Source organism: Klebsiella sp. JB_Kp042 (assembly GCF_040065275.1).
In the GTDB taxonomy this organism is placed as follows: Bacteria; Pseudomonadota; Gammaproteobacteria; order Enterobacterales; family Enterobacteriaceae; genus Klebsiella; species Klebsiella quasipneumoniae.
Map to the genome: position 1 here is coordinate 104,352 of NZ_JBEAJL010000082.1, position 25,982 is coordinate 130,333.

A 25,982-nucleotide genomic window follows, 5' to 3' on the forward strand; every position below is an offset into this window, starting at 1 on the left:
CGCCGGACGCGCGCTTCACTCACCCTTTTCAACAGGACAGCGCATATGACCAATCCATTACTGACGCCTTTTTCCCTGCCGCCTTTTTCTGCGATCAAACCAGAGCACGTGGTCCCTGCGGTCACCAAAGCGCTGGAGGATTGCCGGGCCGCGGTGGAAAGCGCGGTGGCGCACGGCGCGCCGTATAGCTGGGAAAATCTTTGCCAGCCGCTGGCGGAAGTGGACGATGTACTGGGACGCATCTTCTCGCCTGTCAGCCATCTCAATTCGGTAAAAAACAGCCCGGAACTGCGTGAGGCCTACGAACAGACGCTGCCGCTGCTCTCCGAGTACAGCACCTGGGTCGGCCAGCATGAAGGCCTGTATAAAGCCTACCGCGATCTGCGCGATGGCGATAACTACGCCACGCTGAATACCGCGCAGAAAAAAGCGGTGGATAACGCGCTGCGCGATTTCGAATTATCCGGTATTGGCCTGCCGCCGGAGGCGCAGAAACGCTACGGTGAAATCGCCGCGCGCCTCTCTGAGCTGGGCAACCAGTACAGCAACAACGTCCTTGACGCCACCATGGGCTGGAACAAGCTGGTGACCGACGTCGCCGATCTGGCCGGTATGCCGGAAAGCGCGCTGGCCGCCGCTCAGGCGCAGGCCCAGGCCAAAGAGCAGGAAGGGTATCTGCTGACCCTGGATATCCCGAGCTACCTGCCGGTGATGACCTACTGCGACAATCAGGCGCTGCGCGAAGAGATGTACCGCGCCTACTCCACGCGCGCCTCCGACCAGGGGCCAAACGCCGGTAAATGGGATAACAGCCCGGTGATGGCGGAGATCCTCGCCCTGCGCCACGAGCTGGCGCAGCTGCTGGGCTTTGACAGCTACGCCTTTAAATCCCTCGCCACCAAAATGGCGGAGGATCCGCAGCAGGTGCTCGATTTCCTCACCGACCTGGCAAAACGCGCCCGTCCGCAGGGCGAAAAAGAGCTGGCCCAGCTGCGCGCTTTCGCTAAAGCCGAGTTCGGCGTCGAAGAGCTGCAGCCGTGGGACATCGCTTACTACAGCGAAAAACAGAAACAGCATCTCTACAGCATCAGCGATGAGCAGCTGCGCCCCTATTTCCCGGAAAACAAAGCCGTTAACGGTCTGTTTGAAGTGGTGAAGCGCATTTACGGCATTACCGCCAAAGAGCGTACCGATGTCGACGTGTGGCATCCGGAAGTGCGCTTCTTCGAGCTGTATGACGAACACGACGAGCTGCGCGGCAGCTTCTATCTCGACCTGTATGCCCGCGAGCACAAGCGCGGCGGGGCGTGGATGGACGACTGCGTCGGCCAGATGCGTAAGCTGGATGGTTCCCTGCAGAAGCCGGTCGCCTACCTGACCTGTAACTTCAACCGTCCGGTCAACGGCAAACCGGCGCTGTTCACCCACGACGAAGTAATCACCCTGTTCCACGAGTTCGGCCACGGTCTGCACCACATGCTGACCCGCATCGATACCGCCGGGGTTTCCGGCATCAGCGGGGTGCCGTGGGACGCGGTCGAGCTGCCGAGCCAGTTTATGGAAAACTGGTGCTGGGAGCCGGAAGCGTTGGCCTTTATCTCCGGTCATTATGAAACCGGTGAACCGCTGCCGCAGGCGCTGCTGGAGAAAATGCTGGCGGCGAAAAACTACCAGGCGGCGATGTTTATTCTGCGCCAGCTGGAGTTCGGCCTGTTCGATTTCCGCCTGCACGCGGAGTACAAGCCGGAGCAGGGGGCGAAAATCCTTGAGACCCTCGCGGAGATTAAAAAGCAGGTCGCCGTGGTGCCGGGCCCAACCTGGGGCCGCTTCCCGCACGCCTTCAGCCATATCTTCGCCGGCGGTTACGCGGCGGGTTACTACAGCTACCTGTGGGCTGACGTGCTGGCGGCAGACGCCTTCTCACGCTTCGAAGAAGAGGGGATCTTCAACCGTGAAACCGGTCAGTCGTTCCTCGATAACATCCTGAGTCGCGGCGGTTCTGAAGAGCCGATGGTGCTGTTCAAACGCTTCCGCGGGCGCGAGCCGCAGCTGGATGCGATGCTGGAGCATTACGGGATCAAGGGTTAAGTCTGCGGTGAAGATCTGCTTAATTGATGAAACGGGCGCCGGAGACGGCGCCTTATCTGTTTTAGCCGCCCGCTGGGGGCTGGAGCAGGATGACGATAACCTGATGGCGCTGGTGCTGACCGCTGAGCATCTGGAGCTGCGTAAGCGCGATGAGCCCAAACTCGGCGGTATCTTCGTCGATTTCGTCGGCGGGGCGATGGCCCACCGGCGCAAGTTTGGCGGCGGCCGCGGTGAAGCGGTGGCCAAAGCGGTCGGTATTAAAGGCGATTATCTGCCGGATGTCGTCGATGCCACCGCCGGCCTGGGGCGTGACGCCTTTGTGCTGGCGTCGGTCGGCTGTCGCGTGCGGATGCTGGAGCGTAATCCGGTGGTCGCCGCGCTGCTCGACGATGGCCTGGCCCGCGGCTATGCCGATGCGGAAATCGGCGGCTGGCTGCAGGAGCGGCTGCAGCTGATCCACGCCTCCAGCCTGACGGCGCTGACCGATATTACCCCGCGTCCGCAGGTGGTCTACCTCGACCCGATGTTCCCGCATAAGCAGAAAAGCGCGCTGGTGAAGAAAGAGATGCGCGTCTTTCAGTCGCTGGTGGGGCCCGATTTAGACGCCGATGGCCTGCTGGCCCCGGCGCGCCAGCTGGCGACCAAACGGGTGGTGGTGAAGCGCCCGGATTACGCGCCGCCGCTGGCGGAAGTCGCCACGCCGAACGCGGTGGTGACCAAAGGGCATCGGTTTGATATTTACGCCGGCACGCCGGCGTAATATTACGCCGTGGTGGTATCTCCCGGATAGCGGCGCAACGCGCCTTATCCGGGCTACCGCATTGTAGCCCGGCTCAGCGTAGCGCAAGCCGGGAACCGTAATATTTGAACAAACGGCGCCAGTGCGGATCGGCCATCTTAAACGGTTACTCGGCGCTGGCCGGGGTATTAATCATCCGGTTCAGCCACGGCACCATCAGCGCCATCACCACCGTGACCCCCAGGGTCACCAGGCCAATTTTACTGAACACGCTGGTGTAAACGGGCAGCGTCTGCAGCGGGTCGGTGATATTTTCCGGCACCGCGGTGAAGGTCGCCACATAGCCGCCGAGCAGGAACGCGGCGGCCTGGGTCAGGAACCACATCCCCAGAATAAAGCCCATCAGATGCTGCGGCACCAGCGCGGCGACCATCGCCAGCCCCAGGGCGCTGATCAGCAACTCGCCCAGGCTCTGGAACAGATAAACCAGCACAATAAACCACGGCGAGGTTAATCCCTGGGCGTCGGCGAACCACATCCCGGCGGCCGCGGCGGTAAGGAAGCCCAGCGCGCAGAGGAACATCCCGAGGGTAAATTTCACCGGCATGGTCAGGTCTTTACCCTTGTGGCCGAGATGGGTGTAGATCGCCGCCAGCACCGGGCTGGCCACCACCACCCAGAAGGGGTTCAGGGCCTGGAAACTGACCGGGTTGATGGTAAAACCCAGGATCTGATGATGGACGTTATTGATGGCGAAGAAGTTCAGCGAGGTCGGCATCTGGGCGTAGAGAATGTAAAACAGCACCGCCTCGATCATCAGGATAAAGGCGACGAACATTTTGTTGCGGCCGGTTTTATCAAGGCGAAACGCCTCGCGGAAAAAGAACGCAATGACCACGACCGACAGGACAATCAGCACCAGGTTGGCGATCATCACGTTATGCATCAGCCAGGCGCAGAGAAAAATCATTACCACCGTACCGGCCAGCACCAGCGCCAGATTGCGCAGGCTGAGGGGGCGATGATCGGGCTCGGAACCAATCTCTTTCACCATCCCGCGGCAGGCGAGGTAGACCAGCAGCGCGATAATCAGCCCCGCGCCGCACAGGTTATAGGTCACCGCGTAGCCAAACTTTTCCGCGATCACCGGCGCCAGCGACAGCGACAGCAGCGAACCGATGTTTATCGACATATAAAACAGGGTAAACGCCCCGTCGAGACGGGCATCCTTCGGCGGATAGCATTTTGACAGCAGGCTCGCCGGGTTGGCTTTAAACAAACCGTTGCCGACGGCGATGGTGCCGAGGGCGATAAAGATCAGCTGCGGTTTCAGCAGCGACATCCCGGTCATAAAGTAGCCGATGGCCAGCACAATCGCGCCGAGCACCAGCGTGCGTTTGGTCCCCAGCAGATGGTCGCCCACGTAGCCGCCGATGGAGATCAGCCCGTAAACCAGCGCCGCGAAGGCGCCGAAGGTGATAAAGGCCTGTTCCTGAGAGAAGCCCAACTGTTTAACAAAGAAGACCGCCAGGATCCCCTGAACGCCGTAATAGCCAAAACGTTCCCAGAGCTCCACAAAGAAGATCATAAAGAACGGACGAGGTTGCTGCAGCAAGCCCGTAGGTGCAGTTGTATTCATATTCCTTCGCCTTGTATTACTTTCCCAAAAAGTATGAACGCGTATGCCAGAACGCGCCGAAAATGTCTGATAACTCGCCATGCTGCGGTTATTGGCTTATTGAATAGATTATTATATAGATGTTTTAGTGAATAACTGGTTGATCACACTAATTGAATGGCTTTTTTATGGAGTTAAGCTCTATTGTCTGGCGAGGCGGAAGCGAAAATAAAAACGCCCGCAGCGGCGGGCGTCTGGCATGACACAACGGGACGGTTATTCGTCTTCTTCGTCGCGTAGCGGGACAATCAGCATGTCGACATGGACGGTGTTGATCAGCTGACGGGCAGAGGACATCAGCTTGCTCCAGAAGTCCTGATGGTGGCCGCAGACCACCAGGTCCATATCATATTTTTTAATCGCATCGACCAGCACCTGGCCCAGGTCGCCGCTGCCGCTCAGGGTCTCGGTGATCGGGTAGCCGGCGTTGGTCGAGAGCTCGGTCAGCGCGTGATGGGTCTCTTCGGAGATGCGTTTTTGCATGTCGCCGAGGTTCACGTCAATCAGCCCGGTGTAGAGGTCGGAGTAATTCACATCCACATGGATCAGGGAGACTTTCGCGTTATACGGGCGGGCCATAGAAACGGCTTTTTCAACCAGTACTTTACTCTCCGGGGACAGGTCTACTGCAATCAGAATATGTTTGTAAGCCATAGTGTTACTCCTTCCATAAGTTTGTCGATGACCATTGGACCTGACAGCTGGCGCTGCCGTTTCGCCCGCGTCCTGCGTGCTACATTCGCGGGAGGGTAGCCTTTAAGGACTTCATTGTAGAAGATATTTCTTACCTTATAGCGCCCCCCGCACTCCGTCAATGCACTGGGTTCACCTAAAAGTTAAACAAATTTATCCGTCTTACGTATTGATAACGAATAACCTTGTGGTAAAAAAATTAATGGATCTCCTACACTATTTAATGAGCCGGTCGGAAAAATAAATGTGATCGGAATCGCACTCTTTACGGTATTGTCGTCGGTTATTTGGGGAGCGGTAGCCGCGGAGGGTTTCTCCGTGGGCGGGTCGCCGGGGAGGAGGTATGATCAGCACTATTGCGCTGTTTTGGGCCCTGTGTGTCGTTTGTGTGGTGAATATGGCACGCTACTTCTCATCGTTGCGTGCATTATTGGTTGTGCTACGTGGTTGCGATCCCTTGCTCTATCAGTACGTCGATGGCGGCGGCTTTTTTACCTCGCACGGGCAGCCCAGCAAACAGATGCGCCTGGTGTGGTATATCTATGCCCAGCGCTACCGTGACCATCATGACGATGAATTTATTCGTCGCTGCGAACGTGTTCGTCGCCAGTTTATTCTGACCAGCGCCCTGTGCGGCCTGGTGGTGGTGAGCCTGATTGCGTTGATGATCTGGCACTGACGGCATCTTCGGGATAAAAAAACGGGCCAGCAAGCTGGCCCGTTTTGAACGAATAGCGCTTAAATCAGCTTCAGGGAGAGCCAGTAAAGGACGCCTGAAAGGATAATCGCTGCCGGCAGGGTCAGTACCCAGGCCATCAGAATGCTCGTCACCGTCTTTTTCTGCAGACCACCGCCATCCACCAGCATCGTCCCCGCTACCGAGGAGGAGAGTACGTGGGTGGTGGAGACCGGCATCCCGGTGTAGCTCGCCAGACCGATAGAGACCGCCGCGGTCATCTGCGCCGACATCCCCTGGGCGTAGGTCATGCCCTTCTTACCAATCTTCTCACCGATAGTGGTCGCCACGCGGCGCCAGCCGATCATGGTGCCAATACCCAGCGCCAGCGCGACCGCCATGATAATCCAGATTGGCGCGTACTCGATGGTGCTCAGCATATCGGTTTTCAGTTTCTTCAGCAGACGCTGGTCGTCAGCGCTCACGTCCGGCAGTTTCGCCACTTTGTCGGTAGTGTCGGAGATGCAGAGCATGATGCGACGCAGCTGGCCGCGCTGTTCCGGTTTTAGCGACTCGTAGTTCTCAACGCCGGTCAGCATGGTCTTCACGCGGTCAAGGGCGTTGATGGTGTTCGCCGGATGACAATGAAACTCGCCGTTGGCCGCGGTATTGGTGTCCGGAGAGGGAACCAGCTGGTCAACGCCGGTGGCTTTCTTCAGCAGGTCAGGGCGCTGCTGGAAGAAGGTTTCCACGTTGTTGACCGCATCGCGGGTACGGGTGATTTCGTAACCGGAGGCGTTCATATTCACCACGAAGCCCGCCGGGGCGACGCCGATCAGGACCAGCATCACCAGACCAATGCCTTTCTGTCCATCGTTAGCGCCGTGAGAGAACGACACGCCGATAGCGGACAGGATCAGGGCGATACGGGTCCAGAACGGCGGCTTTTTCTTGCCGTCTTTCTTTTCACGCTCCGCTGGGGTCAGGTGGATACGCGCCCGTTTCTTGGTGCCGCTCCAGTAGCGACGCAGCAGGAAAATCAGGCCGCCCGCGATCACCAGGCCGACGATAGGCGAGATAATCAGCGATCCAAAAATGCCGATGACTTTCGGGATATTCAGCGCGTCAACGACCGACGTACCGGTCATTAAGGCATTGGTGAGACCGATCCCGATGATAGCGCCGATCAGCGTATGGGAACTGGATGCCGGCAGACCGAAGTACCAGGTGCCGAGGTTCCAGATGATCGCCGCCAGCAGCATAGAGAACACCATGGCGAGGCCATGTGCGGAACCCATGTTAAGCAGCAGATCGGTCGGCAGCATATGCACGATGGCATAGGCTACGCTGAGACCCCCCAGCAGAACGCCGAAGAAGTTGAAGAGCGCCGCCATCGCCACAGCGAGCTGTGAGCGCATAGCGCGAGTGTAGATAACCGTAGCCACCGCGTTTGCGGTATCATGGAAACCGTTAATCGCTTCGTAAAACAGTACAAAAGCTAAAGCAAGCAATAATAATAGTCCGGTATGTAAATCCAGACCGGCAAATAAATGTAGCATAGGACGTTACGCCATTTTGAGGACATGAACGCGGCGCATTATCAGTGACTTTAGCGGCGCGGGCAAAGTGAAATATAGACTTTTTTTGATTTTCTTCCTGTTTAGGTTTTACCCTGTTGGGAGTAATCCTATATCTTTCAATGATGTATCTAATGCGGGATTTTTCCCGCTGGTGTGACCAGAGTGAAATATTTACAAAACCCGACAATTGGGGAACGAGGAATGCGCTGTGGAAAGGTTTGATGCCATTGTCGTTGGCGCCGGAGCGGCGGGAATGTTTTGCGCAGCGCAGGCGGGGCAGCTCGGCTGTCGCGTTCTGCTGCTCGACAACGGCAAAAAGCCGGGGCGAAAAATTCTGATGTCCGGCGGCGGTCGCTGCAACTTTACCAATATGTATGTTGAGCCGGCGGCCTATTTGAGCCAAAACCCGCATTTTTGCAAATCTGCCCTGGCGCGCTACACCCAGTGGGACTTTATCGAGCTGGTCGGCAAATATGGCATCGCCTGGCATGAGAAAACCCTCGGTCAGCTGTTTTGCGATGATTCGGCGGAACAGATCGTCAATCTGTTGCTGGCGGAATGCGAAAAGGGCGGTGTGCAGATCCGCCTGCGCAGCGAAATCCTCAGCGTCGAGCACGACGAGCAAGGCTACCGGCTCCAGGTGAACGGCGAAACGCTGGCGACCAAAAAGCTGGTGATCGCCTCCGGCGGCTTGTCGATGCCGGGCCTTGGCGCCTCGCCGTTCGGCTATAAAATCGCCGAACAGTTCGGCCTGAAGGTGCTGCCGACCCGTGCGGGTCTGGTGCCGTTTACCCTGCACAAGCCGCTGCTTGAGCAGCTGCAGGTTCTCTCCGGCGTCTCGGTGCCGTCGACCATCACCGCCGAGAACGGCACCCTGTTCCGCGAAAATCTGTTGTTCACCCATCGCGGCCTTTCCGGACCGGCGGTGCTGCAAATTTCCAGCTACTGGCAGCCCGGCGAGTTCGTCACCGTGAATCTGCTGCCGGACTGCAATCTTGAAGACTTCCTTAACGAGCAGCGCGGCGCGCATCCCAACCAGAGCCTGAAAAACACCCTCGCGATGCAGTTGCCGAAGCGGCTGGTGGAGTGCCTGCAGCAGCTGGGGCAAATTCCTGATGTCGCGCTGAAGCAGCTGAACGTTCGCGACCAGCAGGCGCTGGTGGAGACGCTGACCGCCTGGCGCGTGCAGCCGAACGGCACCGAAGGCTACCGGACGGCGGAGGTGACCCTCGGCGGCGTGGACACCAATGAGCTCTCGTCGCGTACTATGGAGGCGCGCAAGGCGCCGGGCCTCTACTTTATCGGCGAAGTGATGGACGTCACCGGCTGGCTCGGCGGGTATAACTTCCAGTGGGCGTGGTCAAGCGCCTGGGCCTGCGCGCAGGCGCTGGTGGACGCTTAAACTAAGGGCCCGGGCATTCGGCGCCCGGGCGTGTAGGTTAGTTCAACCCAAGAAAATACTGGGCGATTTTGAAATAGATGATCAGTCCGGTGCCATCGATCAGCGTGGCGATAAACGGCGCGGAAACCACCGCCGGGTCGATGCCGATCCGTTTAAGCACCATCGGGATGACCGACGAGACAATCGCGCTCCACAGGGTAATGCATACCAGCGTCAGGCTGACGATCAGCGTGATTTCCATGCCGATGCCCATCATCCAGGCGCGCAGGCAGCCCGCCAGCCCCAGCGTTAAGGCAATCAGAAACGAGGTCGATACCTCTTTGCGGATCACCCGCCCCATATCTCGCAGCCGTACTTCTCCCAGCGCCATCGAGCGCACCAGCGTCGAGGTGATCTGCGTTCCGCTGTTGCCGCCGGTACCGATGAGCAGCGGAATAAAGAAGGCCAGCGCGATGGCCGATTCCAGCGCCTCTTCAAAATGCTGCAGCACGCTGCTGGTGTAGGCTTCGGCCACGAACAGCAGCAGCAGCCACACCGAGCGTTTCTTCCACAGCGTCCAGGGGCTGATGTCCAGATACGGTTTTTCCAGCGGCAGGGTCGCCCCCTGCAGCTGGGCGTCCTCGGTGACGTCATCCTCCAGCAGATGGGCGATCTCCTTTTCCATCAGGCAGCCGACCAGCTCGCCTTTATCGACGACGGGAACCAGGTCGAGGCCGCGCTCGTTGAGCTCGGCTATCACCTGCGGGCGTTCATCGTCAGGTTTGACGCGGAACAGGCAGCTGTCCATCAGGTAGCGGATAGACTGCCCGACATCCCCTTCCTGCAGTAGCTTTTTGACCGACAGGCTGCCGCGCAGCTTCTTGCCGGCGACCACAAACACCTGGCCGGGAATATCATCGCTGGTGAGCTGTGAGATAAAGTGCTCCCGCGCCTCATGGACGCTGAGATGTTCCTGCAGCGTAATAAAGTCGGTACGCATGTACTGGGCGATGGCATCGCCGTCGAAGCCAGAGGTCGCCTGATGGGCGGCGCAGAGTTGAATGGAAGACATGATTAAAATCCCTATAAAAAATCACTCATAGGGGCGAACAAGACAGGGTTAGCGCAGGCAGATCCCTACGTCCTGGTTTTAGCACTGCATAACGTATCTGTACGGTCATGACCGCCAGAAGTTACCTTGGCAACACCTTGATTCGATGGAAGCCTGTATTTCCCTGAGTGGTCTCTCTCGATACCAACAGGGCGGTAACTTGTATTTATGCAGGAGCCTCGCCATAACGAGATCGTTAAATGAGGCGCCATTATTGGCGAAGAGGGATAATTCACAAAGCGTATAGTTTAGGTGGTTTATCAACTGTTGATAAACCACCCACTCATTTTCAAATAGTTAATCATCCGCTAAACACTGCAAATGCCCATGGCGCACACCGCGCTGGGCAATCACGTCGTCGGCAAAATGCTGCACCTCGGCCATGTCTCCCTTCAGCACCGCAATCTCCAGGCAGTCGTCATGGCTGATATGCACATGCAGCGTGGCGACGGAGAGATCGTGATGATGATGCTGGGTGGCCACCAGCCGGCTCGCCAGTTCGCGTTTTTCATGCTCGTAGACATATGACAGGACGGCATAACCGCGCCGCGGCTCCGACGGCGCGGGATCCTGGTTGAGGGCGTCGCGCAGAATATCGCGTACCGCCTCCGAACGGTTGTGGTAGCCGCGGCGGGCGCTGAGCGCATCGAGAGCGGCCAGCAGGTCATCATCAAGGGTCAGGGTTACGCGCTGCATGGCATGGCCTCGTTGAGCAGAGTGGCAGGAAAAGGTGGCAGCACCGCCTGCTGGAGCGTCTGTCCGGCAGGGGAGCGCAGGCGCAGCGGTAGACTGACCGTTGCGGTTTCGACGATGCGTCCGTGCTCCATCACCAGCACCCGCTGGCAAAAGCGCTCCACCAGCCGCAGGTCGTGGGTAATGAACAGGCAGGCGGTGCCAAACCGGGCCTGCAGGCGCTTCAGCAGGGCGATAATCTCCGCCTGCAGCAGCAGATCGAGATTCGAGACCGCTTCATCCAGGATCAACAGCTGCGGCCGCACCGCCAGGGCGCGAGCCAGGCAGACGCGCTGCAGCTGTCCGCCGCTGAGCTGTGCCGGGCGTTTATCGAGCAGCGTCGTGGAAAGGTCGACCGCGTGCAGCATCTCTTCCACCCGCCGTGCGCGTTCCTCGCGCGACAAGCGGAACAGATGGCGCAGCGGCTCGCTGACGATCTCGCGCACCGTTTTGCGCGGATTCACCGCGCTGAAGGCGTCCTGAAACACCAGCTGAATATCACGGCGGAAGGCGCCGACGGCCTCGCCCTTCAGGGCGGTCAGCGGTGTGCCGCGCCAGACAATATCGCCGTGCTGCGGCGTTTCCAGGCCCACCAGCATCCGCGCCAGGGTGCTCTTGCCGCAGCCGCTGCGCCCGAGCAGGGCCACCGTTTCGCCGGGGGCGATGGCGAGTTGGATCTCGTGCAGGACCCTGCCGTGGTGGGGGTAATTGTGGCTCACCCCGTTGACGCTGAGTAAATTCATGCTGTTTTCTCCAGTCCGTACAGCGCCAGATGCGCCGCCAGCAGGCGCTGGCTCAGCGGGTGCTGTGGGGCGCTGAACAGCGTGTTTACATCGCACTGTTCAACGAGGCGACCGTTCTCCATGACCATCACGTCATCCGCCAGCCGCGCCACAACGCCCATGTCATGCGTTACCAGCAGCAGCCCCAGACCGCGGCTGGCGACGATATCCGCCAGCAGATCGAGGATCCGCGCCTGGGCGATGGCATCGAGGTCGGTGGTCGGCTCGTCGGCGATGATAAAGGGCGCGCGGCTGAGCAGGGCGAGGGCGATCATCATCCGCTGCAGCATGCCGCCGCTCATCTCGAAGGGATAGCGGCTGAGCAGCGAGCGCGGATTATCCAGACCCACCTCTTCCATCACCGCCAGCAGGGCGGCGTCATTCGCTTCGCGGCCCGCCGCCCGGCAAGTTTCCCGAGCGTGGGCGGCCATGGTATGCAGCGGATTAAAGGCGCTGCGTGGGTTCTGCATGATGGTGGCGATAGTCGCGCCGCGCAGCTGTTCGCCGTGCACCGGCATGCCGTCAAGCAACACCCGGCCGGCGGTCTGGCTGACGCCGGGCGGCAGCAGGCCCAGCGCGGCGGCGCAGGTAAGCGATTTCCCGCTGCCGCTGCTGCCGAGCAGCGCCAGCACCTTGCCGCGGCGCAGGGTAAGAGAGACGTCGCTGACCAGCGGGCGGTCGGCGGCAAGGGCGATCTGTTGCAGTTGGATCTTTTGCGGCATCAGTGGCTATGCTCCGCGATCAGGTGAGGATCGAGGCGATCGCGCAGCGCGTCGCCCAGCAGGTTAAAGGCCATCACGCTGATGAACAGCGCCAGCCCCGGCCAGACCATCTGCAGCGGCTGGGTCCAGATATACTGCCGGGCGTCGTTGATCATCACCCCCCATTCCGCCGTCGGCGCGCTGACGCCGAGGCCAAGGAACGACATACCGGCCACGTGAAGCATCATATGGCCGATATCCAGTGAGGCGAGCACCAGCAGCGAGGGGATCACCGCCCCTGCCAGATGGTCGCTGAACAGCCGCCACTGGCTGGCGCCGCTCAGGCGGGCGGCGAGGATAAATTCGCGCTGGCGCAGGGAGACCACCAGATTACGCACCATTCTGGCGTACCAGGCCCAGTGCGATAGCGCAATGGCGAGGATCACGTTGGTCAGCCCGGTGCCGAGCACCCCCACCATAAAGAACGACAGGATCGAGGTTGGAAAGGTCATAAACAGTTCGGCGAGGCGCATCAGGCCGCGGTCAGCGCGGCCGCCCAGCAGCCCGGCGCTGCCGCCAACCGCCAGACCGATCAGCAGCACCAGCAGCAGGCAGGCCATTACCGCCCCCAGCGAGACGCGGGTGGCGGCCAGCAGGCGCGAGAAAATATCCCGTCCTAGATGATCGGTCCCCAGCCAGTGCGCTGCCCCTGGCGGCAGCAGTCGCTGCTGCAGGTTAATCGCCGCCGGATCCGAGGGGAGCCACCAGCCGCTGCCGATGGCGATGACCGCCAGCAGCGCAATAACCAGCAGGGCCAGTTTCACCGGCCAGCGGAAGTTTCGCAGCCATCTCATACGCTTACCTCCTCATGGCGGCGCAGGCGCGGGTCGAGCGCCGCGTTGAGCACATCCACCGCCAGGTTAGCCAGCACGAACACCGTGACCATCATCAGCGTAAAGCACTGAATCACCGGGTAATCGCGATTGAAGATCGCGGAAACCGCGTAGCGGCCGACCCCCGGCCAGGCAAAGATATTTTCGATAATCATGGTGCCGCCGATCAGCTCGCCAATGTGCATGCCCATGGCGGTCACCACCGGCAGGGTGGCGTTGCGCAGGATATGCCGCCGCTCCACCTGGCGCGCGCTCAAGCCGCGCAGCCGCGCCCACACCACGTGACGCTGACTGGAGACCTCCAGCATGCTGGCGCGCAGCAGGCGGGCGTTGATCGCCAGCGACATAAAGGCGATGGAGACGGCGGGCAATATCAGGTGCTGCCAGTCGCCGTACCCCATCGCCGGAAGCCACTGCAGATGCACGGAAAAAAGCATCACCAGCAGAAAGGCCAGCCAGAAGTTCGGCATCGACACGCCGAGGAAGGCAATCAGCCGCACAGCAAAGTCCGGCAGGCGATCGCGATGGCGCGCCGCCCAGATCCCCAGCGGCAGCGAGGTGACGAGGATCAGCGCCAGCGCCGCGCCGGTGAGCAGCAGAGTGGCCGGCAGGAAGTGCAGCAGGTCATCCAGCACCGGTCGCCGGGTGGCATAGGAGAGGCCAAAGTCCAGGTGCAGCGCCCGCCACAGCCAGTGCAGATACTGCATCGCCAGCGGCTGGTTGAGCCCCAGCAGTTCTCGGGTTGAGGCGACCATCTCTTCAGTGGGCGGCAGGTTCGACAGGCGTAAATAATCCAGCGCCGGGTCGCCGGTGCCGAGCCGCAGCAGCAGAAAGATGATGGCGGAGGCGGCGAGCAGCAGCGGGATCAGCAGCAGCAGGCGGCGTAAAATATAGCGTAGCATTATGGCGTTACCGGTTTAATCTGGTCGAAAGGGATCTCGGTGCTCACCGGCGCGAACGGGATCTCCCCGACCTCCTGGCGCGCAACCGACATCAGCGAGACATAGCTGATGGGCAGGTACACCGCGTCCTGATGCAGGCGGCTCAGCACATCGTGGTACAGCCGTTTCCGCTGCGCCTCGTCGCTGGTGGTCAGCACCTCGCTAATCTCTTTATCAATCAGCCCCTTGTCGGGCAGGCCGCGCTGGGCCTGATAATCGGCATGGGAGGGCACGCGCATCGAGCTTAAAAAGGCATGCGGATCGTAGGGGGCGCCCCAGGTGCGATTGAAGATCATGCCGAACCGGCCTTCGCGCTGGCGCGCATAGATGCTGCTCTCCTCCTCGCCCACCAGGGTGACGCGGACGCCGACCTCCCGCAGATTGGCCTGAATAATTTCGGCCATCGATTTAGCCAGCGCGTCGGTGCCGATAAACGCCAGCTCAATCGCCAGCGGTTGCCCGGCTTTTTGTCGCCAGGGCTGGCCTTCCGGCTGCTGCCAGCCGGCCTGCGCCAGCAGGGCGCGGGCTTTTGCCGGGTCGTAACGGCGCGGCGTCAGATCCTGCGGGGCGTAGGGGACAGAGGGGGCAAACAGGGTGTCGGCAACCTGCTGGGTGCCGTAGAGCACGCTATCGACGAGGGTCTGCTTGTCGACGGCGTAGTTGAGCGCCTCGCGCACCGCCTGCTCGCGGGTCGGGCCCTGGCTGGCGTTCAGCGCCAGCATCACCGTCTCCGCCGGGGCGGAGAGACGAGCCGCGTAGCCGGGGTGATGACGAAAGCGTTCGAAGGTATCCAGCGGCAGCAGCCCCTCGTCGCCGTAGAGCATGTCGATTTCCCCGGTTTCGAACGCCACCGCGCGGCTGGTGGCGTCGGGGATCACTTTGATGGTGATTTGCTGTAGCGCGGGTTTATTACCCCAGTAGCGTTCGTTGCGTACCAGCACGTCGCGCTGATTGAGCTGCGAGCTCGCCAGTCGCCACGGCCCGGTGCCGATCGGGGCTTTGATGCCGTTGGCGGTGCCGCCATCGATAAACTGCGAGGGGGCGATAAAGCGGAACGGGCGCGGCAGGGCCAGCTCTTGGAGTAAGGGGGCGTAGGCGCTTTTCAGGGTGAGCTGCAGCTCGCTGGCGCTGAGCGCCCGCACGTCGGTTATCTGATTGGCGAGCTCAAGCCAGGCGTGGCGTTGGCGGTTGGCGAGCACCGCCTGGAAATTAGCCGCCGCGGCCTGGGCGTTAAAGGGTTCGCCGTTGGAGAAGGTCACATCCTCGCGCAGGGTAAACCACCAGGTTTTACCATCGGCGGAGTGGCGCCAGCGGGTCGCCAGCCAGGGCTGCACGCTGCCGTCAGCCTGATACTTCACCAGCGGTTCATAGACCATGCTTTGGGCAAACATCTGGTTGGGCGTATAGAGATGCGGATTCAGCGGGCCGACGTTCACCGGCCAGGCGGTAGTAAGCGAGTGCTGCGCGGCCTGAGCCAGCAGAGGGGCGCAGGCGACCAGCGCCAGCAGAGTGAGGCGGAAAATAGACAAGACGGCGTTCTCAGCGACAGGAAAGTATGACGATTTTAGTGATTCATCATACTTTCGGAGTAACCTGGATCAATATTGCGCCGGAAAGTATAAGTAATCCGTATGATTATGCGCAGGGGCAGGCGCCGCCTTACCCCTCAGGGCGCCCGGAACAACCCCAGCAGCGTGGCCACCTGTTCGTCGATCGGCGCCAGATCCCGCTTGACGATCAGATGCAGCGGCGTCGCGCGGCGCGCGCCGTGGCTGAGGGGCAGCCGCTTCAGCACGCCCTGATCGAGATGGGAACGAATGCGCTCTTCCGGCAGCCAGCCGAAGCCGACCTGATACATCACCGCATCAATGGCCGCGTCAATGGTGGAGAAGGTCCAGGCGTCACGCGTCGCCTGGCCATCGCCGGTCTGGTCGGCAATGCGCACCAGCGGCCATGGCGCCAGCGCGCTATCCTCCAGCGGACCGTCGAGGGCGGCGAGAGGATGGTCGCGGTGGGCGACGGCGATAAAATCAATATTCATCAGCCACTCTCCGCGGCCGGTAATATCCTGGCGGCGGGTCAGAACCATGACATCGGCTTCCGTTCGCGCCGCGCCCTCGTCATCAATATTTTCCAGCACTTCGGTGAGTCTGACCTGAGTCTGCGGATAACGCTGCTGAAACTGGCGCAAAATGGCGAACAGCCGCTGGCGCGGGAAAATGCTGTCGACCACCAGGTCCAGACGGGTGCGCGCCCCGTTGCGCAGAGTGGCAGCATGCGTCTCAACGTAGGCGAAGGCCTGCAGCAACGGTTTGACCTGATTCAGCAGCAGTTCGCCGGCCGGGGTCAGCACCGCCCGCCGACCGGACGGCGCCAGCAGCGCCACCCCTAAGCGCTCCTGCAGCAGCGCGAGGTTATAGCTCACCGAAGACTGACTGCGGTTGGTCTCCTCCGCCGCTCTGGCAAAGCTCCCGAGTTCCACTACCTTTTCAAGTAATGCCCACTGCTCCAGGGTTGTCTTGTGCATAATCAATCTAAAATTTGGATGTATTTAATCCAAACATAGCGTTATTCATTCAATTTTTAAAGACGTATGCTGTCCTCAACAACACAGAGGAGAATAAATGATGAGCACTTTCGACAAACATGACCTCAGCGGCTTTATCGGTAAACATCTGGTCTACACCTACGACAACGGCTGGAACTACGAAATTTACGTCAAAAACGGCCACACCCTCGACTACCGTATTCACAGCGGCATCGTCGGCAATCGCTGGGTGAAAGATCAGGAAGCGTACATCGTGCGGGTGGGGGAAAGTATCTACAAAATCTCCTGGACCGAACCGACCGGTACCGACGTGAGCCTGATCGTCAACCTGGGCGATAAACTGTTCCACGGCACCATCTTCTTCCCGCGCTGGATCATGAATAACCCGGAAAAAACCGTCTGCTTCCAGAACGATCACATTCCGCTGATGAATTCTTACCGCGATGCCGGCCCGGCCTACCCGACAGAAGTGATTGACGAGTTCGCCACCATCACCTTCATTCGCGACTGTGGCGCAGATAATGATGAAGTAATTAATTGCCCTGCGAGTGAATTGCCTGCGGATTTTCCTGCAAATTTGTAATTAAGCAGAAATAACTTTGTGATCTGCGCTAACTTTTTGTCATCAAGCGTGACAAAGACAGCGTCATTAATTGTTATCTGGTTTAACCCCCGTTTACTTTCCGCGATAGCGTTCCTGTTTGCTTTTCCAGACAGGAACGTTTTTTTGTCAAAATTCTGCCATAAATAAAACCTATCATACTGTTTCTTAATGATTTATTTGGCTATGCTGAGAAAAGATTAATTTCTTAATATTATCCTAAGCAAGGTCAACTACATTAATAGTGGTCGAAATACCCTGAAATGGAATGCCGCGCTGAACTCACTTCATTTTAATTTCGTTTAAGTCCACAGGCGCAGGATATTTTATTCTAACGACCCTGATTTGTGCGTGGGTCATCTACAGAACAGGATGATGATGAGCGATTTTTTGCCTTTTTCGCGCCCGTCGATGGGCGACGCAGAGCTGGCAGCGCTGCGTGAAGTTTTAGCGTCGGGCTGGATCACCACCGGGCCGAAGAATCAGGCACTTGAAGCGGCATTCTGCCAGTTGACCGGCAACCGCCACGCGATTGCCGTCAGTTCAGCGACCGGCGGGATGCACGTGACCCTGATGGCGCTGGGTATTGGCCCCGGCGATGAAGTCATTACGCCGTCCCAGACCTGGGTCTCCACCCTCAATATGATCTGCCTGCTGGGCGCCACGCCGGTGATGATCGATGTCGATAACGACAATCTGATGATCACCCCTGAGGCGGTGGCAGCGGCGATCACCTCGCGGACCAAAGCGATTATTCCTGTGCACTACGCGGGGGCGCCAGCCGATATCGACGCCATTCGCGCGGTGGGCGAGCGCCATGGCATCCCGGTGATCGAAGACGCCGCCCATGCGGCGGGGACCCACTATAAAGGCCGCCACGTAGGCTGGCAGGGGACCGCGATTTTCTCGTTCCACGCGATCAAAAATATGACCTGCGCTGAAGGCGGGCTGGTTGTCACCGACGACGACGAGCTGGCCTCCCGCATCCGTAGCCTGAAATTCCATGGCCTCGGCGTGGACGCCTATGACCGCCAGACCCACGGCCGCGCGCCGCAGGCGGAGGTGATCGCTCCGGGCTTTAAATACAACCTTGCCGACATCAACGCCGCGCTGGCGCTGGTCCAGCTGGAAAAACTGCCTCACGCCAACCAGCGGCGGGCGGAAATTGCCCAGCGCTATCTGCGCGAACTGGCGGACACGCCGTTTACGCCCCTGAGCGTCCCGGCCTGGGATCACCAGCACGCCTGGCATCTGTTTATCATCCGCGTCGATGAGGCTGCGTGCGGCATCAGCCGCGACGCGTTGATGGAAAAGCTGAAGGCGATGGGTATCGGCACCGGTCTGCACTTCCGTGCGGCCCATACGCAAAAATATTACCGCGAGCGCTTCCCTGAGGTTTCCCTGCCGAATACTGAATGGAACAGCGCCCGCATCTGTTCTCTCCCGTTGTTCCCGGACATGACCGATGACGATGTCACTCGCGTCATTTCCGCACTGCGCCAGCTGTCAGGACGTTGATATGCTTACTTACCCTCCCGTGAAGAAGGTCTCGGTGGTTATCCCGGTTTTTAACGAACAGGATAGCCTGCCGGAGCTGCTTCGTCGTACGGAAACCGCCTGCGCCACGCTGGGGCGGCAATATGAAATTCTGCTGATCGACGATGGCAGCAGCGACGATTCCGCGCGCATGCTCACCGAAGCCGCCGAGGCGGAAGGCAGTCACGTCGTCGCCGTGCTGTTAAACCGTAACTACGGCCAGCACTCGGCGATCATGGCCGGCTTCAGCCATGTGACGGGCGATCTGATTATTACCCTTGATGCCGACCTGCAAAACCCGCCGGAAGAGATCCCGCGGCTGGTGGCGAAGGCGGATGAAGGTTACGACGTGGTGGGCACCGTCCGTCAGAACCGTCAGGACAGCATCTTCCGCAAAACCGCCTCGAAGATGATCAACCGCCTGATCCAGCGCACCACCGGCAAAGCGATGGGCGACTACGGCTGCATGCTGCGCGCCTACCGTCGCCACATTATCGACGCGATGCTCAACTGCCACGAGCGCAGCACCTTTATCCCGATTCTGGCGAATACCTTCGCCCGTCGCGCGGTGGAGATCCCGGTGATGCACGCCGAGCGTGAATTCGGCGACTCCAAATACAGCTTTATGCGCCTGATCAACCTGATGTACGACCTGGTGACCTGTCTGACCACCACGCCGCTGCGTCTGCTCAGCATTTTCGGCAGCGTGATAGCCCTGCTGGGCTTCGCCTTCGGCCTGCTGCTGGTGGTGCTGCGTCTGGCCTTCGGCCCGCAGTGGGCGGCGGAAGGGGTGTTTATGCTCTTCGCCGTGCTGTTTATGTTCATCGGCGCCCAGTTTATCGGTATGGGCCTGCTCGGGGAGTATATCGGACGCATCTATAACGACGTGCGCGCGCGTCCCCGCTACTTTATTCAACGTGTTGTTCGCCAGCCGGAAACGGCATCTAAAGAGGAAGATCGTTCATGAAAGCCGTAGTCTTCGCTTATCACGATATGGGCTGCACCGGTATCCAGGCTCTGCTGGACGCCGGGTATGATATCGCTGCTATTTTCACCCACCCGGATAACCCTGGCGAAAACCATTTCTTTGGCTCCGTGGCGCGCCTTGCTGCCGAGCAGGGCATTCCGGTGTGGGCGCCGGAAGACGTGAACCATCCGCTGTGGATTGAGCGTATCCGCGAGATGAAGCCGGACGTGCTGTTCTCCTTCTACTACCGCAATCTGCTGGGCGATGAGATCCTCCGTCTCGCGCCGAAAGGGGCGTTTAACCTGCACGGTTCGCTGCTGCCGAAATATCGCGGCCGCGCGCCGCTGAACTGGGTGCTGGTCAATGGCGAAAGCGAAACCGGCGTCACCCTGCACCGGATGGTGAACCGCGCCGACGCGGGGGATATCGTCGCCCAGCAGGCCGTGGCGATTGGCCCGGATGACGCCGCCCTGACGCTGCACCGCAAGCTGTGCGCCGCCGCCACCGGGCTGCTGGGCCAGGCGCTGCCGGCGATCCTCGCCGGAACCACCGATGAACGTCCGCAGGATCACAGCCAGGCGACCTATGTGGGGCGTCGTACCCCGGAAGATGGCCGCCTCGACTGGGAGCAGCCGGCGCAGACCCTGCACAATCTGGTGCGTGCGGTCTCCGATCCGTGGCCGGGCGCCTTCGGCTACGCCGGCGCGAACAAGTTTATCGTCTGGAAATCCCGCGTCCGTCATGATCTGCCGGCAGCCAAACCGGGTACCGTTATCTCCGTTGCGCCGCTGATCGTGGCGTGCCAGGAGGGGGCGCTGGAGATTGTCACCGGCCAGACCGAACGCGGGGTGTACATGCAGGGCGCCCAGCTGGCGCAGGGGCTGGGCCTGGTGTCCGGGGCGGTGATCAGCAGCAAACCGGTGGTGGCGGTTAAGCGTCGCACCCGGGTGCTGATCCTCGGCGTCAATGGCTTTATCGGTAACCATCTGACCGAACGCCTGCTGCAGGACGACAACTATGAGATTTACGGCCTGGATATCGGCTCCGACGCCATCAGCCGTTTCCTCGACTGCCCGCGTTTCCACTTTGTGGAAGGCGATATCAGCATTCACTCCGAGTGGATCGAATATCACATTAAGAAATGCGACGTGGTGCTGCCGCTGGTGGCCATCGCCACCCCTATCGAGTACACCCGCAACCCGCTGCGCGTCTTCGAGCTGGATTTCGAAGAGAACCTGAAGATCATCCGCGACTGCGTGAAATATAATAAGCGCATCATCTTCCCGTCGACCTCGGAAGTGTACGGCATGTGCACAGATAAAAACTTCGACGAAGACACTTCCAATCTGGTGGTCGGGCCGATCAACAAACAGCGCTGGATCTACTCGATCTCCAAGCAGCTGCTGGACCGCGTGATCTGGGCCTACGGCGATAAGAATGGCCTGAAGTTCACTCTGTTCCGTCCGTTCAACTGGATGGGGCCGCGTCTGGATAACCTCAACGCCGCGCGTATCGGCAGCTCCCGCGCCATCACCCAGCTGATCCTCAACCTGGTGGAAGGGTCGCCGATCAAGCTCATCGAAGGCGGTAAGCAGAAGCGCTGCTTCACCGACATCAGCGATGGTATCGAAGCGCTGTTCCGCATCATCGAGAACAAAGACGGCCGCTGCGACGGGCAGATCATCAACATCGGTAACCCGGATAACGAAGCAAGCATCAAAGAGCTGGCGGAGATGCTGCTGGCCTGCTTCGAACGCCATCCGCTGCGCGATCGCTTCCCGCCGTTTGCCGGCTTCCGCGAAGTGGAAAGCAGCGACTACTACGGCAAGGGCTATCAGGACGTTGAGCATCGCAAACCGAGCATCCGCAACGCCAAACGCTGCCTGAACTGGGAGCCGAAGGTGGAGATGGAAGAGACCGTTGAGCATACGCTGGACTTCTTCCTGCGCACGGTTGAACTGGTGGACGCTAAACATCCATGAAACAGGTCGGCTTACGCATAGATGTCGATACCTTTCGCGGCACGCGGGACGGCGTTCCGCGGCTGCTGGACCTGCTGGGTCAGCACGGGATCCAGGCAAGCTTCTTCTTCAGCGTCGGGCCGGACAATATGGGGCGCCACCTGTGGCGCCTGGTAAAACCGAAGTTTCTGTGGAAGATGCTGCGCTCCAGAGCGGCCTCGCTGTACGGCTGGGATATTCTGCTGGCCGGCACCGCGTGGCCGGGACGCCGCATCGGCGCGGGGAACGAAGCGGTGATCCGCGCCGCCGCCGAGTCTCATGAAGTGGGCCTGCACGCCTGGGACCACTACAGCTGGCAGGCGTGGAGCGGCGTCTGGCCGCAGGAACGGCTGACGCTGGAGGTTGAGCGCGGCCTGCTGGAGCTCGAACGCATTATCGGCCGGCCGGTCACCTGCTCGGCTGTCGCCGGCTGGCGCGCCGATCAGCGAGTGGTAAAAGCCAAAGAATCCTTCGATTTCCTCTACAACAGCGACTGTCGCGGCACGCGGCCGTTTCTGCCCCAGCTCGGCAGCGGCGTCTCCGGTACGGTGCAGATCCCGGTCACGCTACCGACCTGGGACGAGGCGGTGGGCACGGCGGTGGATATCGCCGGCTTTAACCGCTATCTCCTCGACTGCATCCATCGCGACCCGGGCGTGCCGGTCTATACCATTCACGCCGAAGTGGAAGGCATTGCCTACGCGGATCAGTTCAATGAACTGCTGACCATGGCGGCGGAAGAAGAAATTCAGTTTTGCCCACTGAGCCAGCTGTTGCCCGCTGACTTTAGCGAGCTGCCGTCTGGCAAAGTGGTTCGGGGTGAACTGGCTGGCCGGGAAGGCTGGCTCGGACGTGAACAATTACTGACTTCGGGTATTTGATGAAAAGCATTCGCTATGGCGTCTCTCTGATTGCGCTGTTTGCGCTGTATTACCTGCTGCCGCTTAATTTCCGTTTGCTCTGGCAACCCGATGAAACCCGCTACGCGGAGATCAGCCGTGAAATGCTGGCCACCGGCGACTGGGTGGTGCCGCATTTTCTCGGATTGCGCTATTTCGAAAAGCCGATTGCCGGTTACTGGATCAACAGTATCGGTCAGTGGCTGTTTGGCCATAATAACTTCGGCGTACGCTTTGGGTCGGTCTTCGCCATCACCATGACCGCCGTGCTGGTGGCCTGGCTGGCGTGGCGCGTCTTTCGCGACAAAAAGGTAGCCGTCCTGTCGCCGGTGATTTTTCTCACCGCGATGTTGGTGTATGCGATTGGCACCTATGCGGTGCTGGACCCGATGATCACCCTGTGGCTGGCGCTGGCGATGTGCAGTTTCTGGGGCGCGACGCAGGCGCAGAGCCGCAGCGGCAAAATACTGGGTTACGCGCTGCTGGGCGTCGCCTGCGGTATGGGGGTGATGACCAAAGGCTTCCTTGCGCTGGCGGTGCCGGTGGTGGGCGTTCTGCCGTGGGTGATCGCCCGTCGACGCTGGCGTGAAGTGCTGACCTACGGTTGGCTGGCGGTGGTCGTCTGTACGCTGGTGGTACTGCCCTGGGGGCTGGCTATCGCCCAGCGCGAGCCGGACTTCTGGCGCTACTTCTTCTGGGTCGAGCATATTCAGCGTTTCGCCGAAAAAGACGCCCAGCACAAAGCGCCGTTCTGGTACTACATCCCGTTCCTGATCGCCGGCAGCCTGCCGTGGCTGGCCCTGCTGCCGGGGGCGCTGAAGCGCGGTTGGCTTGAGCGCGATGAGGCCCGCGGCGCGCTGTATCTGTTAGGCTGGGTGGCGATGCCGCTCCTGTTTTTCAGTATCGCCAAAGGCAAACTGCCGACCTATATCCTGCCGTGCTTTGCGCCGCTGTCGATCCTGATGGCGCGCTATGCGCTGGAGGCGGCGAAGACCGGCGCGAAAGCGTTACGGGTCAACGGGATGATCAACCTGTGCGTCGGCCTGCTGGGGCTGATCGCCGTGCTGGTGGTCTCGCCCTGGGGCGTGATGCACAAGCCGGTGTGGACCAAGATTGAGCTGTATAAATGTCTGCTGGCGGCGATCGCCTTCGCCGTCTGGGCGCTGATGGGCTGGCTGGCGATGAAAGACGCTGGCCGCCGCTGGAGCCTGGCGGCGCTTTGCCCGCTCGGCCTGGCGCTGCTGGTGGGCTTCGCCATCCCGGACCGGGTTATCGACAGCAAACAGCCGCAGTTCCTCGTGGATATCGTCAGCGAATCCCTGCAGCCCAGCCGCTACGTCCTGACCAACAACGTCGGGATCGCCGGCGGCCTGGCCTGGGAGCTGAAGCGAAGCGATATTATTATGTTCGACAAACAAGGTGAGCTGAAGTACGGTCTCGACTGGCCGGACGCTCAGGGAAGCTTTGTCAGCCAGGCCGGGTTTGCCGACTGGCTGGCCGCGCATCGTCAGCAGGGGCCGGTCTCGCTGGTGCTGTTGATGGATAAAGGAGAGAGTATGCTCGACTTACCGTTACCGAAACCCGATAACGCTTACGAGCTGGGGCGGGTCGTTTTCCTTCAGTATCTGCCGCAATGAGCGTCTGGATCTGTCTGGTGTTCGCCAGCCTGCTGAGCTGCGCCGGACAGCTGTGCCAGAAACAGGCGACCCGCCCGTCCCGTCGCGGACGGCGGAGTCGTCATATACTCTTCTGGCTGGGGATGGCGCTGTTATGCCTCGGCTGCGGCATGCTGCTGTGGCTGAGCGTCCTGCAGTCAATTCCGGTGAGCATCGCCTATCCGATGCTGAGTCTGAACTTCGTCTGGGTCACCCTCGCGGGCTGGGGCATCTGGCATGAGCCGGTCGCTCCCCGCCATTGGTTTGGCGTCGGGTTGATCGTCGTGGGTATTGTCATTCTGGGGACCAGCGTCTGATGGGCTTTCTCTGGGCATTATTCAGCGTCGGCCTCGTCAGCGGCGCGCAGCTGCTACTGCGCAGCGCCATGGTGGTGTTGCCGCCGCTGACCGATATTCTGGCGTTTCTCCAGCATCTGTTGCATCTCCAGCCCGGCACCTTCGGCCTGTTTTTCGGCCTGCTGGGCTACCTGCTGTCGATGGTCTGCTGGTACTTTGCCCTCCACCGTCTGCCGCTGTCGAAAGCGTATGCGCTGCTGAGCCTGAGCTATATCCTCGTTTGGGCCGCCGCCATCTGGCTGCCCGGCTGGCATGAGCCGTTCCACTGGCAATCGCTGCTGGGCGTGGCGGTTATCGTCGCCGGCGTATTGACCATCTTCTGGCCGGTGAAACGCCGCTAGCCGGGGAGCCGGCTTTTGGGGCGCCCCGGGCCGAGCAGGATCGCCAGCTTGCTGCCCCCGACGGTGGTCTCCATCCAGATTTTACAGACGCTGGTTAACGGCACCGAGAGCAGCATTCCCACCGGCCCCAGCAGCCAGCCCCAGACCAGCAGCGACAGGAACACCACCAGGGTCGACATCCCCAGCCGGTGGCCCATCATGCGCGGCTCCACCATGTTGCCCAACACCATATGCACCACCAGAAACAGCGCCCCGACCAGCAGGCACTCATAGATGCCGCTGAACAGCAGCGCCTGCAGCATAGGCGGGATGGCGGAGATGGCGGATCCGATATTCGGCACATAGTTCAACAGGAACGCCAGCACCCCCCACATCAGCGCGAACTGCACCCCCATCGCCAGCAGCCCCAGCCAGACAATCAGGCCGGTCCACAGGCTGATCAGCGTTTTCAGCGCCAGATAGTGGGTGACGCCTTTCAGCGCCCGGTGCAGCCCGGCGATATGCAGGCGAGGGTTATTGAGGGCAAAACGCAGTTTGTAGGGCAGGTGGCGAACCTCAAACAGCATAAAAATCACCGTCATCACCAGCAGCACAATGCTGGCCATCGCCCCGGAAAGCTGGGTCATCAGCGTCGTGGCCCAGGTCATCAGCCGTTCTGAATCCATACGTCGCAGCATGCGCTCCGGATTGATATGCAGGTTGAGAAAGGGGAGATACTCCTGGAGCTGGACGATCTTACGCGTCAGGGCGCGGTTGAAATCGGGCAGCATGGCGACAAAGTCATTGAGCGACGCCGCCAGCACGCCAAGCAGCGCGGTCAGCATGACCAGCATTGCCGTCACCACCAGCGTAATGGCGAACGGGCGCCGCACCCCGCGGCGAATGAACCAGGTGACCAGCGGGTTGAGGACGATAGCGAAAAACAGCGCCAGCAGGAGCTGCACCAGAATATCGGCGGCGGCGTGGATCCCGGCGAGGATAATCACCAGCGCCGCCAGCTTAAGTAAAATATGGAGCCCGGCTTTATCAGCCTGCGGAGGGGACATAGGTATTCCTTTTGTGAGTCGCGCCTGATAAGTGTAGC

24 protein-coding genes and 1 riboswitch are annotated in these 25,982 nt (G+C 60.2%); of the genes, 12 read left to right on the forward strand and 12 right to left on the reverse strand.

The features are described from left to right. Positions 1-45 precede the first annotated feature (45 nt). Positions 46-2,088 carry an oligopeptidase A gene (prlC, locus tag ABLV54_RS13700; RefSeq protein ID WP_050534349.1) on the forward strand — a complete coding sequence of 681 codons (2,043 nt, stop codon included), beginning with the start codon at positions 46-48 and terminating at the stop codon, positions 2,086-2,088. Between the two features lie 7 nt (positions 2,089-2,095). Beyond that, positions 2,096-2,848, forward strand: a complete 753-nt coding sequence (rsmJ, locus tag ABLV54_RS13705) for a 16S rRNA (guanine(1516)-N(2))-methyltransferase RsmJ (RefSeq protein WP_032429010.1) — start codon at positions 2,096-2,098, stop codon at positions 2,846-2,848. A 145-nt stretch (positions 2,849-2,993) separates the two neighbouring features. Here rsmJ and dtpB read toward each other — a convergent pair whose 3' ends face one another. Together dtpB and uspA are read right to left on the reverse strand one after the other, a co-directional pair. Further along, positions 2,994-4,466, reverse strand: a complete 1,473-nt coding sequence (dtpB, locus tag ABLV54_RS13710) for a dipeptide/tripeptide permease DtpB (protein WP_049013010.1) — start codon at positions 4,464-4,466, stop codon at positions 2,994-2,996. Between the two features lie 255 nt (positions 4,467-4,721). Continuing rightward, a complete protein-coding gene (gene uspA / locus ABLV54_RS13715; protein WP_004145166.1) occupies positions 4,722-5,159 on the reverse strand; it encodes a universal stress protein UspA in 438 nt (145 codons plus the stop codon). Positions 5,160-5,541: 382 nt separating this feature from the next. Here uspA and uspB point away from each other — a divergent pair, with 382 nt between their 5' ends. Beyond that, entirely contained in the window at positions 5,542-5,877 is a 336-nt protein-coding gene (gene uspB / locus ABLV54_RS13720) for a universal stress protein UspB (protein WP_002921203.1), read from the forward strand. A gap of 59 nt (positions 5,878-5,936) precedes the next feature. On the opposite strand, the gene pitA is transcribed toward uspB, so the two are convergent. Further along, the gene (pitA, locus tag ABLV54_RS13725) at positions 5,937-7,433 is read right to left on the reverse strand and encodes an inorganic phosphate transporter PitA (protein WP_004204940.1); all 1,497 of its coding nucleotides are present in this window, start codon (positions 7,431-7,433) and stop codon (positions 5,937-5,939) included. Between the two features lie 229 nt (positions 7,434-7,662). Here pitA and ABLV54_RS13730 point away from each other — a divergent pair, with 229 nt between their 5' ends. Then, positions 7,663-8,856 (forward strand): NAD(P)/FAD-dependent oxidoreductase, encoded by a 1,194-nt coding sequence (locus ABLV54_RS13730; protein ID WP_348814183.1) that lies wholly within the window; start codon positions 7,663-7,665, stop codon positions 8,854-8,856. A gap of 37 nt (positions 8,857-8,893) precedes the next feature. Here the strand turns inward: ABLV54_RS13730 and ABLV54_RS13735 are convergent, their stop codons facing one another. The 8 genes from ABLV54_RS13735 to ABLV54_RS13770 form a co-directional block, all read right to left on the reverse strand. Beyond that, entirely contained in the window at positions 8,894-9,907 is a 1,014-nt protein-coding gene (locus ABLV54_RS13735) for a magnesium transporter (RefSeq protein ID WP_023291272.1), read from the reverse strand. Positions 9,908-9,963: 56 nt separating this feature from the next. Beyond that, positions 9,964-10,145, reverse strand: a riboswitch (M-box (ykoK) riboswitch). A 98-nt stretch (positions 10,146-10,243) separates the two neighbouring features. Continuing rightward, positions 10,244-10,642 carry a nickel-responsive transcriptional regulator NikR gene (gene nikR, locus ABLV54_RS13740; protein WP_023291271.1) on the reverse strand — a complete coding sequence of 133 codons (399 nt, stop codon included), beginning with the start codon at positions 10,640-10,642 and terminating at the stop codon, positions 10,244-10,246. Continuing rightward, positions 10,630-11,421 (reverse strand): nickel import ATP-binding protein NikE, encoded by a 792-nt coding sequence (gene nikE, locus ABLV54_RS13745; protein WP_050534015.1) that lies wholly within the window; start codon positions 11,419-11,421, stop codon positions 10,630-10,632. The genes nikR and nikE overlap by 13 nt, the downstream gene beginning before the upstream one ends. Continuing rightward, on the reverse strand, positions 11,418-12,182 hold the full coding sequence (nikD, locus tag ABLV54_RS13750) for a nickel import ATP-binding protein NikD (protein WP_044524994.1): 765 nt from the start codon (positions 12,180-12,182) through the stop codon (positions 11,418-11,420). The genes nikE and nikD overlap by 4 nt, the downstream gene beginning before the upstream one ends. Continuing rightward, positions 12,182-13,015, reverse strand: coding sequence for a nickel ABC transporter permease subunit NikC (gene nikC, locus ABLV54_RS13755; protein ID WP_048298537.1), 834 nt, complete (start codon positions 13,013-13,015; stop codon positions 12,182-12,184). Before nikC ends, nikD begins: the two co-directional genes overlap by 1 nt. Further along, positions 13,012-13,956 carry a nickel ABC transporter permease subunit NikB gene (gene nikB, locus ABLV54_RS13760; RefSeq protein WP_023291267.1) on the reverse strand — a complete coding sequence of 315 codons (945 nt, stop codon included), beginning with the start codon at positions 13,954-13,956 and terminating at the stop codon, positions 13,012-13,014. Before nikB ends, nikC begins: the two co-directional genes overlap by 4 nt. Then, positions 13,956-15,524 carry a nickel ABC transporter substrate-binding protein gene (gene nikA, locus ABLV54_RS13765; RefSeq protein ID WP_048335502.1) on the reverse strand — a complete coding sequence of 523 codons (1,569 nt, stop codon included), beginning with the start codon at positions 15,522-15,524 and terminating at the stop codon, positions 13,956-13,958. The genes nikB and nikA overlap by 1 nt, the downstream gene beginning before the upstream one ends. 137 nt (positions 15,525-15,661) lie before the next feature. Beyond that, complete coding sequence (locus tag ABLV54_RS13770) at positions 15,662-16,522, reverse strand: LysR family transcriptional regulator (RefSeq protein WP_050534014.1); 861 nt, start codon at positions 16,520-16,522, stop codon at positions 15,662-15,664. 97 nt (positions 16,523-16,619) lie between these two features. On the opposite strand from ABLV54_RS13770, the gene ABLV54_RS13775 reads away from it, so the two are divergent. The 8 genes from ABLV54_RS13775 (at position 16,620) to arnF (ending at position 24,898) form a co-directional block, all read left to right on the forward strand. Then, a complete protein-coding gene (locus ABLV54_RS13775) occupies positions 16,620-17,126 on the forward strand; it encodes a phenolic acid decarboxylase (protein WP_012540376.1) in 507 nt (168 codons plus the stop codon). Positions 17,127-17,522: 396 nt separating this feature from the next. Beyond that, entirely contained in the window at positions 17,523-18,662 is a 1,140-nt protein-coding gene (arnB, locus tag ABLV54_RS13780) for a UDP-4-amino-4-deoxy-L-arabinose aminotransferase (protein ID WP_050534013.1), read from the forward strand. Between the two features lies 1 nt (position 18,663). Continuing rightward, positions 18,664-19,647: an undecaprenyl-phosphate 4-deoxy-4-formamido-L-arabinose transferase gene (gene arnC / locus ABLV54_RS13785; RefSeq protein WP_048298531.1), complete on the forward strand. Its 984-nt coding sequence runs from the start codon at positions 18,664-18,666 to the stop codon at positions 19,645-19,647. Then, entirely contained in the window at positions 19,644-21,629 is a 1,986-nt protein-coding gene (gene arnA / locus ABLV54_RS13790) for a bifunctional UDP-4-amino-4-deoxy-L-arabinose formyltransferase/UDP-glucuronic acid oxidase ArnA (protein ID WP_050534012.1), read from the forward strand. Before arnC ends, arnA begins: the two co-directional genes overlap by 4 nt. Continuing rightward, complete coding sequence (gene arnD, locus ABLV54_RS13795) at positions 21,626-22,528, forward strand: 4-deoxy-4-formamido-L-arabinose-phosphoundecaprenol deformylase (protein WP_050534011.1); 903 nt, start codon at positions 21,626-21,628, stop codon at positions 22,526-22,528. The genes arnA and arnD overlap by 4 nt, the downstream gene beginning before the upstream one ends. After that, positions 22,528-24,183 (forward strand): lipid IV(A) 4-amino-4-deoxy-L-arabinosyltransferase, encoded by a 1,656-nt coding sequence (gene arnT / locus ABLV54_RS13800; protein ID WP_050534010.1) that lies wholly within the window; start codon positions 22,528-22,530, stop codon positions 24,181-24,183. The genes arnD and arnT overlap by 1 nt, the downstream gene beginning before the upstream one ends. Then, positions 24,180-24,518, forward strand: coding sequence for a 4-amino-4-deoxy-L-arabinose-phosphoundecaprenol flippase subunit ArnE (gene arnE / locus ABLV54_RS13805; protein ID WP_023291259.1), 339 nt, complete (start codon positions 24,180-24,182; stop codon positions 24,516-24,518). The genes arnT and arnE overlap by 4 nt, the downstream gene beginning before the upstream one ends. Then, complete coding sequence (gene arnF, locus ABLV54_RS13810; protein WP_050534009.1) at positions 24,518-24,898, forward strand: 4-amino-4-deoxy-L-arabinose-phosphoundecaprenol flippase subunit ArnF; 381 nt, start codon at positions 24,518-24,520, stop codon at positions 24,896-24,898. The genes arnE and arnF overlap by 1 nt, the downstream gene beginning before the upstream one ends. Here arnF and ABLV54_RS13815 read toward each other — a convergent pair. Further along, positions 24,895-25,944, reverse strand: coding sequence for an AI-2E family transporter (locus ABLV54_RS13815; RefSeq protein ID WP_004202085.1), 1,050 nt, complete (start codon positions 25,942-25,944; stop codon positions 24,895-24,897). The genes arnF and ABLV54_RS13815 overlap by 4 nt on opposite strands. Positions 25,945-25,982 lie beyond the last annotated feature (38 nt).

Bases quoted from the DNA above. Each gene is read 5' to 3' on its own strand.
- prlC (WP_050534349.1), top strand. From the start codon at position 46: ATGACCAATCCATTACTGACGCCTTTTTCCCTGCCGCCTTTTTCTGCG.
- dtpB (WP_049013010.1), bottom strand. From the start codon at position 4,466: ATGAATACAACTGCACCTACGGGCTTGCTGCAGCAACCTCGTCCGTTC.
- uspA (WP_004145166.1), bottom strand. From the start codon at position 5,159: ATGGCTTACAAACATATTCTGATTGCAGTAGACCTGTCCCCGGAGAGT.
- uspB (WP_002921203.1), top strand. From the start codon at position 5,542: ATGATCAGCACTATTGCGCTGTTTTGGGCCCTGTGTGTCGTTTGTGTG.
- pitA (WP_004204940.1), bottom strand. From the start codon at position 7,433: ATGCTACATTTATTTGCCGGTCTGGATTTACATACCGGACTATTATTA.
- ABLV54_RS13735 (WP_023291272.1), bottom strand. From the start codon at position 9,907: ATGTCTTCCATTCAACTCTGCGCCGCCCATCAGGCGACCTCTGGCTTC.
- nikR (WP_023291271.1), bottom strand. From the start codon at position 10,642: ATGCAGCGCGTAACCCTGACCCTTGATGATGACCTGCTGGCCGCTCTC.
- nikE (WP_050534015.1), bottom strand. From the start codon at position 11,421: ATGAATTTACTCAGCGTCAACGGGGTGAGCCACAATTACCCCCACCAC.
- nikD (WP_044524994.1), bottom strand. From the start codon at position 12,182: ATGCCGCAAAAGATCCAACTGCAACAGATCGCCCTTGCCGCCGACCGC.
- nikC (WP_048298537.1), bottom strand. From the start codon at position 13,015: ATGAGATGGCTGCGAAACTTCCGCTGGCCGGTGAAACTGGCCCTGCTG.
- nikB (WP_023291267.1), bottom strand. From the start codon at position 13,956: ATGCTACGCTATATTTTACGCCGCCTGCTGCTGCTGATCCCGCTGCTG.
- ABLV54_RS13770 (WP_050534014.1), bottom strand. From the start codon at position 16,522: ATGCACAAGACAACCCTGGAGCAGTGGGCATTACTTGAAAAGGTAGTG.
- ABLV54_RS13775 (WP_012540376.1), top strand. From the start codon at position 16,620: ATGATGAGCACTTTCGACAAACATGACCTCAGCGGCTTTATCGGTAAA.
- arnB (WP_050534013.1), top strand. From the start codon at position 17,523: ATGAGCGATTTTTTGCCTTTTTCGCGCCCGTCGATGGGCGACGCAGAG.
- arnC (WP_048298531.1), top strand. From the start codon at position 18,664: ATGCTTACTTACCCTCCCGTGAAGAAGGTCTCGGTGGTTATCCCGGTT.
- arnA (WP_050534012.1), top strand. From the start codon at position 19,644: ATGAAAGCCGTAGTCTTCGCTTATCACGATATGGGCTGCACCGGTATC.
- arnD (WP_050534011.1), top strand. From the start codon at position 21,626: ATGAAACAGGTCGGCTTACGCATAGATGTCGATACCTTTCGCGGCACG.
- arnT (WP_050534010.1), top strand. From the start codon at position 22,528: ATGAAAAGCATTCGCTATGGCGTCTCTCTGATTGCGCTGTTTGCGCTG.
- arnE (WP_023291259.1), top strand. From the start codon at position 24,180: ATGAGCGTCTGGATCTGTCTGGTGTTCGCCAGCCTGCTGAGCTGCGCC.
- arnF (WP_050534009.1), top strand. From the start codon at position 24,518: ATGGGCTTTCTCTGGGCATTATTCAGCGTCGGCCTCGTCAGCGGCGCG.
- ABLV54_RS13815 (WP_004202085.1), bottom strand. From the start codon at position 25,944: ATGTCCCCTCCGCAGGCTGATAAAGCCGGGCTCCATATTTTACTTAAG.